Below are 9,194 nucleotides of genomic sequence, written 5' to 3'. Positions count from 1 at the left end.
GCGCCGACGGTGCGGCCGCCTTCGCGGATGGCGAAGCGGAGGCCGTCTTCCATGGCGATCGGGGCGATCAGCTCGACACCGAATTTCAGGTTGTCGCCCGGCATCACCATCTCGGTGCCTTCCGGCAGCGTCACGGTCCCGGTCACATCCGTCGTCCGGAAGTAGAACTGCGGACGGTAGTTCGCGAAGAACGGCGTGTGACGGCCACCTTCATCCTTGGTCAGGATATAGGCTTCGGCTTCGAACTTGGTGTGCGGCGTCACGGAGCCCGGCTTGCAGAGAACCTGACCACGCTCGACACCTTCACGGTCCACACCGCGCAACAGGGCGCCGATATTGTCGCCCGCTTCACCGCGATCCAGCAGCTTGCGGAACATTTCCACACCGGTGCAGGTCGTCTTGGTGGTGTCGCGGATGCCGACGATTTCGATCTCGTCGCCCACATTGATCACGCCACGCTCCACACGACCGGTCACAACCGTGCCGCGGCCGGAGATCGAGAACACGTCCTCGATCGGCATCAGGAAGGGCTGGTCCACGGCGCGCGCCGGGGTCGGGATGTAGTCATCCACAGCCGCCATCAGCTCGGCGATCTTCTCGGTGCCGATCGCGTCGTCACGGCCCTCGAGAGCCGCCAGGGCGGAGCCCGCAACGATCGGAATGTCGTCGCCCGGGTACTCGTAGCTGTCCAGAAGCTCGCGGATTTCCATCTCGACCAGCTCCAGGAGCTCTTCGTCGTCGACCTGGTCCACCTTGTTCATGAAGACGACCATGTAGGGGATGCCCACCTGACGGCCGAGCAGGATGTGCTCGCGGGTCTGGGGCATCGGGCCATCGGCCGCGTTCACCACGAGGATCGCGCCGTCCATCTGGGCCGCGCCGGTGATCATGTTCTTGACGTAGTCAGCGTGACCCGGGCAGTCCACATGGGCGTAGTGACGCGCGTCGGTCTCGTATTCCACATGCGCGGTCGAGATCGTGATCCCGCGGGCCTTCTCTTCCGGCGCGCCGTCAATCTCGTCATAGGCTTTGAAGTCGCCAAACTGCTTGGTGATCGCAGCCGTCAGCGTCGTCTTGCCGTGGTCAACATGCCCGATCGTGCCGATGTTAACATGCGGTTTAGAACGCTCAAACTTTTCCTTAGCCATGATGCACGGCGCCTCGTCTTTGGGGGTCGCTCTGGACCCGTTGCGATATCGCGGGCTGCGTACTTTTGTCTGAGGGAAAAATCAAGCGCCCAAATGCACGGCAGTTCCGCGCCCGGACGATCAATCCGTGACTGTGGCGTCTAGGAGCTGGCCGGGCGTCGGATCGGGCGCGGCACCCCCTCTTCGCCGGTCTCGGTGCCCCGGGCAATCTCGGTCACATCCACCTCGAAGGTCATCCCTTCCTCGAAGGGATTGGTGACAATGGGATAGTCGAACCAATCGGGGTTCTGGGACAGCCATGTCTCGATCTGGGCACTGGCATTCTGCGCCAGATTGAGAAGCTGCTCTTCGGCAGTCATGGTAAAGCCCGAGCCCACCACCGCATCGGTCGAGAAGCTCTCGAGCACGGTGAACTGCTTGGCATTCTCCGTCAGCTTCTCCCCCAGCGTGTCATCCCAGACATTCACGCTGACGATCAGGGCAGATTTCGGCGAGAGCAGGATCGGGATCCCCGGCGGCGCCAGCACATAGCCGTCCACATTGATCCCCAGATGATAGAGCCGCCCACCGTCATAGCGCAGGAATCGGCGTTCGATCTCGGCGGTGATCGCCGCCTCAAGCTCTTCTTCGCTGGCCGTCCGCGAGCCCGGAACGGTCTGGGCATTGTCGGCAATGACCACGTTGAACCCGAGCTCGAACGCGCCCAGCGGACGGGCCTCGCGCAGTTCCGCATTGTTGGCGCAGCCCGCCAGCGCCGCGCAGATCAGCGCCGCGCATCCGGCTGTCATCGCTCGTCTCATGCCCCGCCCCTCTTGTCTCAGGTGAACTTGTTGTCGCGCGGGAAGCCACGCGGGGCCATGCGACCCGTGCCCGCGCGCTTGCCTGTCCATTCGGCGAGCTCTGGGTCCGCCACGGTGCGGGTGCGCCCGCCGCCATCGAGCCATTGCAGGCCCTCAGCCCGCGAGAAGCTCCGCAGATCGCTCAGCCCGCCATCCTTGTATTTCTGCAGCCGGACACCCTTGCCGCGCCCCATCTCGGGCAGCTCGTCCGCGGCAAAGATCAGCACCTTGCGGTTTTCCCCCACCACGGCGATGGCATCGCCCGCCACGGGGCGCGCCAACAGGGCCTTGAAGGGCGTCTTGACGTTGAGCACCTGCTTGCCCGCCCGGGTCTGCGCGACCACATCCGCCTCGGGCACGATGAAACCGTCCCCCGCATCCGAGGCCACGATCAGCCGCCGCCCCGGCACATGGAGGAAGAGATCCACCAGCTCGGCCTCGTTCGGCAGATCGACCATCAGGCGGATCGGCTCGCCCATCCCGCGCCCGCCCGGCAGGGACGCGCAGGACAGGGTGTAGAACCGGCCATTCGCGCCAAAGACCAGAAGCTTGTCCGTGGTCTCGGCGTGGAAGATGAACCGCCCCTCATCGCCATCCTTGAACTTCAGCGCGGAATCGAGCGCGATATGGCCCTTCATCGCGCGGATCCAGCCCATCTTGGAGCAGACCACCGTGATCGGCTCGCGCTCTATCATGTCCTCGAGTGAGACCTCCGCCACCTCCGCGGCTTCGGCGAAATCCGTGCGGCGCGCGCCCAGCGTGGTACCCTTGCCGAACTGCTTGCGGACCTCGCGCAGCTCCTCGGCGATGCGGGCCCATTGCAGCCCCTCATCGGCGAGAAGATCCTCCAGCTCGGCACGCTCGGCCATCAGGGCGTCGCGCTCCGAAACCAGCTCCATCTCTTCGAGCCGTCGGAGGGAGCGCAGGCGCATGTTGAGGATCGCCTCGGCCTGCACCTCGGTCAGCTCGCCCTCGCCCGGGGCCGGGGTCTTGTAGTCGGACTCGTCCGTGGCGCGGATATGGGTCTTGCCCCAATCCTCGCGCATGAGCGCGCCTTTGGGGTCGTCATCATAGCGGATGATGTCGATCACCCGGTCAAGGTTCAGAAACGCGATCAGGAAGCCTTCGAGCACTTCGAGCCGGTGATCGATCTTGGCCAGCCGGTGACGCGAGCGGCGCTGCAGCACGTCGCGGCGGTGATCGAGAAAGGCCCGCAGCACCTCGCGCAGGGAACAGACCTTGGGCGTGCGCCCGTCGATCAGCACGTTCATGTTCAGCGAGAAGCGGGTCTCCAGCTCCGAGAGCCGGAAAAGCGTGCCCATCAGGACCTCGGGATCCACATTCTTGGAGCGCGGCTCGAGCACGATGCGCACATCGTCGGCGCTCTCGTCCCGGATATCGGCGAGGATCGGCACCTTCTTGGTCTGGATCAGATCCGCGATCTTCTCGATCAGCTTGGACTTCTGAACCTGATAGGGGATCTCGGTGACCACGATCTGCCAGACGCCGCGGCCCAGATCCTCCTTGGTCCAGCGCGCCCGCAGTCGGAACGCGCCGCGCCCGGTGGCATAGGCCCGCGCAATACTCTCGCGCGGCTCCACGATCACGCCGCCCGTGGGGAAATCCGGTCCCGGAATCAGCTCCAGCAGGGTCTCGTCCCGGGCATTCGGGGCCTTGATCAGGTGCAGGCAGCCATCGATCAGCTCGTGCAGGTTATGGGGCGGGATGTTCGTCGCCATCCCCACCGCGATCCCGCTCGCGCCATTGGCCAGCAGGTTCGGGAAGGCCGCCGGCAACACCTCGGGCTCGGTCAGGGTGCCGTCGTAATTGTCCCGGTAATCGACCGCATTCTCCGTCAGCCCCTCCATCAGGGCCTCGGCCGCCGCGGTCAGGCGGGCCTCGGTATAGCGGCTGGCCGCCGGGTTATCCCCGTCGATATTGCCGAAATTCCCCTGACCATCCACCAGCGGATAGCGCACAGCGAAATCCTGGGCGAGCCGCGCCATGGCGTCATAGATCGCAGCATCCCCGTGGGGGTGGTAGTTCCCCATCACGTCGCCGGAAATCTTGGCGGACTTTCTGAAGCCTCCACTGGAACTTAACCGCAACTCGCGCATTGCATAAAGGATACGACGGTGCACGGGCTTGAGCCCGTCCCGGGCATCCGGCAGGGCGCGGTGCATGATCGTGCTGAGCGCATATTGCAGATAGCGCTCGCCAATCGCGCGGCGCAACGGCTCCGAACTTTGGGCCGCGCCGGGATCCTCTTGCGGATCGTCCATGTTGGGGTCGTCTGTCGTGTCGCTCATAGATGCTGTGTAGCCGCGCCGCGCGGCTGCGGCAAGCGCGCCGACGCAGCAGACTGGTATGGAGGTTGAGTATGGCTTTGAAACTCTCGCTCGCGTTGCTCGCGATGCTGTTTGGATGGATGCAATTCGGTGCGGAGGCTCCGCGCCCTGAACGTGCAACCTTTGATCCACTTCTGCCACAGCCCGAAGCGGCGACACCCCCTACCGAAGAGGTTGAAGTGATCGTGTCGGCCTCCGATCTGCCGGTCGTTCCGGCCTCGGTGTCGCCAGAGCCCATACCGCAAGCCAAGCCCGAGAAGGCCGCGCCCGTCGCGCAGGTCATGCAGGCCGGGTTTACCGCGCCTGCCGCTGCGGCCCCTGCGCCGGAACCGGCACCGCAGGTTCAGAAGTCCACGCGCAGCCTGCCCGATGCAGCGGACGCGCTCGACGCGGACCTCACGCCCCCCGATCCGCGCGCGGTGGTCACCGGCAGCGTCGTCAACCTGCGCAACGGCCCCAGCACGCGGTTCAGCGTCATCGGCAAGCTGCGCGAAGGCGATCGCGTGATCCTGCTGGCTGAAAAAGGCGGCTGGGCCAAGCTGCGGACCCTCGCCGATGGCGAAGCGCGCTCCCGCGTCGGATACATGTCCGCCCGGTTCCTCGAGGAACTGGAGGGCTGAGCCAAGCCACAGCCCCCGGACCAAACCGGCTTGCGCTCCCCCCGCAAGCCGGTCACTGATTTTGCCATGACAGAACGTTCGATCCTCATCACCGGCTGTTCCTCCGGGATCGGCTATGCGGCGGCCCATGACCTGCGGGCGCGGGGCTGGCGGGTCTTTGCCTCCTGCAAGAAGCCGCGCGATTGCGACCGGCTGGCGGGCGAAGGGTTCGAGAGCCCCCGGATCGACTATACGGACACGGCCAGCATCGAAGCCGGGCTTGCCGAAGTTCTGGCGGCGACGGGCGGCACGCTGGATGCGCTGTTCAACAATGGCGCCCACGCGATCCCCGGCGCGGTGGAAGACCTGCCCACCGATGCCCTGCGTGCGAATTTCGAGGCGAACTTCTTTGGCTGGCATGAGCTGACCCGGCGGATCCTGCCGGTGATGCGCGCGCAGGGCCATGGACGGATCATCCAGAATTCCAGCGTGCTGGGCTTTGTCACCCTGCCCTGGCGCGCGAGCTACGTGTCCACCAAATTCGCGCTTGAGGGGCTGACGGATACCTTGCGCATCGAAATGGCGGGCACGGGGATCCATGTCATCCTGATCGAGCCCGGGCCGATCACGTCGCGGATCCGCGAGAACTCGATCCCGCATTTCGTGAAATGGATCAAATGGCGCGACTCACCGCGCGCGGAGGATTACGAGAGCCGGCTGCTCAAGAGGCTTTATGACGACAGTGGCCCGGACAGATTCGAGCTGCCGCCCAAGGCAGTGACCGACAAACTGATCCATGCGCTGGAAAGCCCGCGACCACGCCCGCGCTACTACGTGACCACACCGACCTACATCATGGGCTTTGCGCGCAGGCTGCTGCCGACCCGCTGGCTCGACGCGCTGATCCGCAAGGCGGGCTAGCGGTTTTTCCGCCGACCCTCTTCGCTTTTTCGCGCCACCCGCCTAGGTAGCAACCCAACTCGGACAACACGCAGAGGACCGCATGGCCCAGGATCCGCTCTTCATCGTCATGGCACTCGCCATGCTGGCCGTCGTGGGCATTTTGCTCTTCGGCATAGGCAGCTTTGCGAAAGGCGGCGACTTCAACAAGAAATACGCCAACAAGGCCATGCGCTGGCGCATCGCCGCGCAGTTCATCGCAGTGCTCTTGATACTTCTGTTCGTCTTCATCCGGCGACAAACCACAGGCGAGGGATAACAGGTGGTTGTTCTCAACAAGATCTACACGAAAACCGGCGATGCGGGCGAAACCGCTCTGGGCAGCGGCGCGCGGGTGGCCAAGCATTCCACGCGGGTCACGGCCTATGGCACGGTGGACGAAACCAATGCGACCGTCGGGCTCGCGCGGCTCCACGCGACGGGCGAGATGGATGCGCAGCTCGCGATGATCCAGAACGATCTCTTCGATCTCGGTGCCGATCTCTGCCGCCCGGACATGGAAAAAGACGCCGAGGCCGAGTACCCGCCCCTGCGCATGGCCGACAGCCAGGTGGCACGTCTGGAGGCCGAGATCGACGCGATGAACAAGGATCTCGAACCCCTGCGTAGCTTCATCCTGCCCGGAGGCTCCGCGCTCGCGGCCCATCTGCACCTGTGCCGGACCGTCTCGCGGCGCGCCGAGCGCCTGTCGGTCGAACTGGCAACGATGGAGGCAGTGAACCCCGCGGCGGTGAAATACCTCAACCGGCTGTCGGACTGGTTCTTCGTGGCCGGGCGCGTTGCGAATGACAATGGCAGCACGGATGTGCTGTGGGTTCCGGGCGCCAACCGCTGATCCCGGCAGGTCAACTGTAGACCCGCGGGTCGGCTTGTTGGCGAAGGCGACCCATGGAACGGGTAATCAAAGTGCGGGCATTGGCGGCCACCGCCAAGCCCATTTGCGAAGGGTCACCGATCACAATGGCTGGCCAGCACCCCATCAATATCTGCAACAAGATCGCCAAAGCGGCCATCCGCCTTGAGCCGGTCGCGTAAGGCGATCAGCTCGGCGCAGAGCGCGGCATCAAAGCTCTCTTGCGCAAGCGCCTGATTGAGCAGGACGCCGGTGCGGGTGATATCGGCCACTGGCGTCGGCTTGGGCTTGGGGGCTTTGGCCCCCAGCCCGGCCCCGGGCAGGGCGCGCGGGGTCAGGGCCCCTTCGGCTGCAGACCGCAACCCCAGAAGCACCGCCGCCAGCGCCGCAAGAAGGGCCAGCACCACCAGAACCTCGACGAGGGTCAACAAAGGCACAAATCGCATATCTCAATCCTCCACATTCTGAAAATACCGCCAATCTAGCACATCCACGCCGATCCCACCGACCGGGGGGGGCATGCGTCAAAGAACGCCGCGTCGGAAGGGTCAAGTCAGACCATTTTGCGCTGTTTTCCCCGCGCGTAACCCGCTAAATCCGTGCCAAAGAGTTCTTTGCGCCCCGCCCCGGCGGCGTACAAACAGGAGACATGGTCTTATGAAGGTATTGGTGCCTGTGAAGCGCGTTATTGATTATAACGTGAAGGTCCGTGTTAAGGCGGATGGGAGCGGTGTTGATCTTGCGAATGTGAAGATGTCGATGAACCCGTTTGACGAGATTGCCGTGGAAGAGGCGATCCGTCTGAAGGAGGCGGGGACGGCCACGGAAGTTGTGGCGGTGTCGATCGGCGTCAAGCAATCCCAGGAGACCCTGCGCACGGCGCTGGCCATGGGTGCGGATCGGGCGATCCTGATCAATGCGGCCGAGGATGTGCACACCGATATCGAGCCTCTGGCGGTGGCCAAGCTGCTCGCGGCGGTGGTCAAGGAGGAAGAGCCGGGGCTTGTACTCTGTGGCAAGCAGGCGATCGACAATGACATGAACGCCACGGGCCAGATGCTCAGCGCGCTTCTGGGCTGGTCCCAGGCGACCTTTGCCTCCGAGCTGGCCGTCGAGGGCGACAGCGCCAGCGTGACCCGCGAGGTCGATGGCGGTCTGCAGACGATCAAGGTCTCGCTGCCGGCGATTGTCAGCGTGGATCTGCGCCTCAACGAGCCGCGCTATGCCTCGCTGCCCAATATCATGAAGGCCAAGAAGAAGCCTCTGGATGAGAAGACGCCGGCCGATTACGGCGTCGATGTGACCCCGCGCCTGAGCGTGGTCAAGACCTCCGAGCCGGCCGAGCGCGCCGCCGGGATCAAGGTCGGCTCGGTGGATGAGCTGGTGTCGAAACTCAAGGAAGCAGGAGCTGTCTGATGGCTGTTTTGTGTCTGGCAGAAGTAACCGATGGGGCGCTGGCGATGGATGCCACCGCCAAGGCCGTCAGCGCGAGCGCGGCCCTGGGTGAGGTGACGCTGCTCTGCGTGGGCGCGTCGGCCAAGGCGGCGGCGGCCGAGGCGGCGACGATCTCGGGCGTGGCCAAGGTGCTGGTGGCCGAGGATGCGCTTTACGGCCATCGCCTGGCCGAGCCGGTGGCGGCGCTGATCGCGTCCCTGGCCGAAGGCTATTCCCATGTGGTGGCGCCGGCGACGACCGATGCCAAGAACATCATGCCCCGGGTGGCGGCCCTTCTGGATGTGATGGTGCTGTCGGATGTGGTGGCCGTGGTGGATGCGGACACGTTCGACCGGCCGATCTATGCGGGCAACGCGATCCAGACCGTGAGATCGGCGGATGCGACCAAGGTGATCACCTTCCGGACCTCGACCTTCGATGCGGCCGAGACCGGCGGCAGCGCGCCGATCGAAGAGATCGCCGCGGGCGACAATCCGGGCCTGAGCGCCTGGGTCGAGGACAAAGTCGCTGAGAGCGACCGGCCCGAGCTGACCTCCGCGGGCGTGGTGGTCTCCGGCGGGCGCGGCGTGGGCTCCGAAGAGGACTTCGCCATGATCGAGAAGCTCGCCGATACCCTGGGCGCGGCCGTGGGCGCCTCGCGCGCCGCGGTCGATAGCGGCTACGCGCCGAATGACTGGCAGGTCGGGCAGACCGGCAAGGTGGTGGCACCGGATCTCTACGTGGCCGTGGGCATCTCCGGCGCGATCCAGCACCTGGCCGGGATGAAGGATAGCAAGGTGATCGTGGCGATCAACAAGGACGAGGAAGCCCCGATCTTCCAGGTCGCCGATTACGGCCTGGTCGCCGACCTCTTCGCCGCCGTCCCCGAACTCACCGAAAAACTCGGCTGAGGACTACGACGACCCGGAACAGCGGCCCAAACCCCGCCCCGGGACAAGACCCGGACACAGCCAGACCCAACCCGGGCCCAAACCAAACACAAAGGCCGGAGA

At 64.9% G+C, this 9,194-nt stretch carries 10 protein-coding genes; 6 read left to right on the top strand and 4 right to left on the bottom strand.

Going from position 1 to position 9,194, the window contains the following annotated elements; translation table 11 throughout:
- From tuf to parC, 3 genes are all read right to left on the bottom strand, one after another.
- Positions 1 to 1,148, bottom strand: a 1,148-nt coding sequence (gene tuf, locus ACP15I_RS21975) for an elongation factor Tu (RefSeq protein ID WP_424976565.1), incomplete at its 3' end; no start/stop codon positions are given.
- Between the two features lie 140 nt (positions 1,149 to 1,288).
- The gene (locus ACP15I_RS21970) at positions 1,289 to 1,936 is read right to left on the bottom strand and encodes a hypothetical protein (RefSeq protein ID WP_424976699.1); all 648 of its coding nucleotides are present in this window, start codon (positions 1,934 to 1,936) and stop codon (positions 1,289 to 1,291) included.
- Positions 1,937 to 1,965: 29 nt separating this feature from the next.
- Entirely contained in the window at positions 1,966 to 4,296 is a 2,331-nt protein-coding gene (parC, locus tag ACP15I_RS21965; protein ID WP_424976698.1) for a DNA topoisomerase IV subunit A, read from the bottom strand.
- A 71-nt stretch (positions 4,297 to 4,367) separates the two neighbouring features.
- Here parC and ACP15I_RS21960 point away from each other — a divergent pair, with 71 nt between their 5' ends.
- The 4 genes from ACP15I_RS21960 to ACP15I_RS21945 all read left to right on the top strand — a co-directional run bounded on the left by ACP15I_RS21960 (position 4,368) and on the right by ACP15I_RS21945 (position 6,729).
- Positions 4,368 to 4,955, top strand: coding sequence for an SH3 domain-containing protein (locus tag ACP15I_RS21960; protein ID WP_424976697.1), 588 nt, complete (start codon positions 4,368 to 4,370; stop codon positions 4,953 to 4,955).
- A 66-nt stretch (positions 4,956 to 5,021) separates the two neighbouring features.
- Positions 5,022 to 5,855, top strand: coding sequence for an SDR family NAD(P)-dependent oxidoreductase (locus ACP15I_RS21955; protein ID WP_424976696.1), 834 nt, complete (start codon positions 5,022 to 5,024; stop codon positions 5,853 to 5,855).
- An 82-nt stretch (positions 5,856 to 5,937) separates the two neighbouring features.
- Positions 5,938 to 6,153, top strand: coding sequence for a twin transmembrane helix small protein (locus ACP15I_RS21950; protein WP_424968909.1), 216 nt, complete (start codon positions 5,938 to 5,940; stop codon positions 6,151 to 6,153).
- Between the two features lie 3 nt (positions 6,154 to 6,156).
- Positions 6,157 to 6,729, top strand: coding sequence for a cob(I)yrinic acid a,c-diamide adenosyltransferase (locus ACP15I_RS21945; RefSeq protein ID WP_424968908.1), 573 nt, complete (start codon positions 6,157 to 6,159; stop codon positions 6,727 to 6,729).
- A 113-nt stretch (positions 6,730 to 6,842) separates the two neighbouring features.
- Here ACP15I_RS21945 and ACP15I_RS21940 read toward each other — a convergent pair whose 3' ends face one another.
- The gene (locus tag ACP15I_RS21940) at positions 6,843 to 7,193 is read right to left on the bottom strand and encodes a hypothetical protein (protein WP_424976695.1); all 351 of its coding nucleotides are present in this window, start codon (positions 7,191 to 7,193) and stop codon (positions 6,843 to 6,845) included.
- Between the two features lie 211 nt (positions 7,194 to 7,404).
- Between ACP15I_RS21940 and ACP15I_RS21935 the strand changes: the two genes are divergently transcribed.
- Entirely contained in the window at positions 7,405 to 8,163 is a 759-nt protein-coding gene (locus ACP15I_RS21935; protein ID WP_424974613.1) for an electron transfer flavoprotein subunit beta/FixA family protein, read from the top strand.
- Positions 8,163 to 9,092, top strand: coding sequence for an electron transfer flavoprotein subunit alpha/FixB family protein (locus ACP15I_RS21930; RefSeq protein WP_424974614.1), 930 nt, complete (start codon positions 8,163 to 8,165; stop codon positions 9,090 to 9,092). The genes ACP15I_RS21935 and ACP15I_RS21930 overlap by 1 nt, the downstream gene beginning before the upstream one ends.
- The last annotated feature ends 102 nt before the right edge of the window (positions 9,093 to 9,194 follow it).

This window comes from Dinoroseobacter sp. S124A (assembly GCF_049801015.1).
Classification (GTDB): Bacteria; Pseudomonadota; Alphaproteobacteria; order Rhodobacterales; family Rhodobacteraceae; genus Dinoroseobacter.
This window is presented reverse-complemented; position numbering and strand designations above follow the sequence as displayed.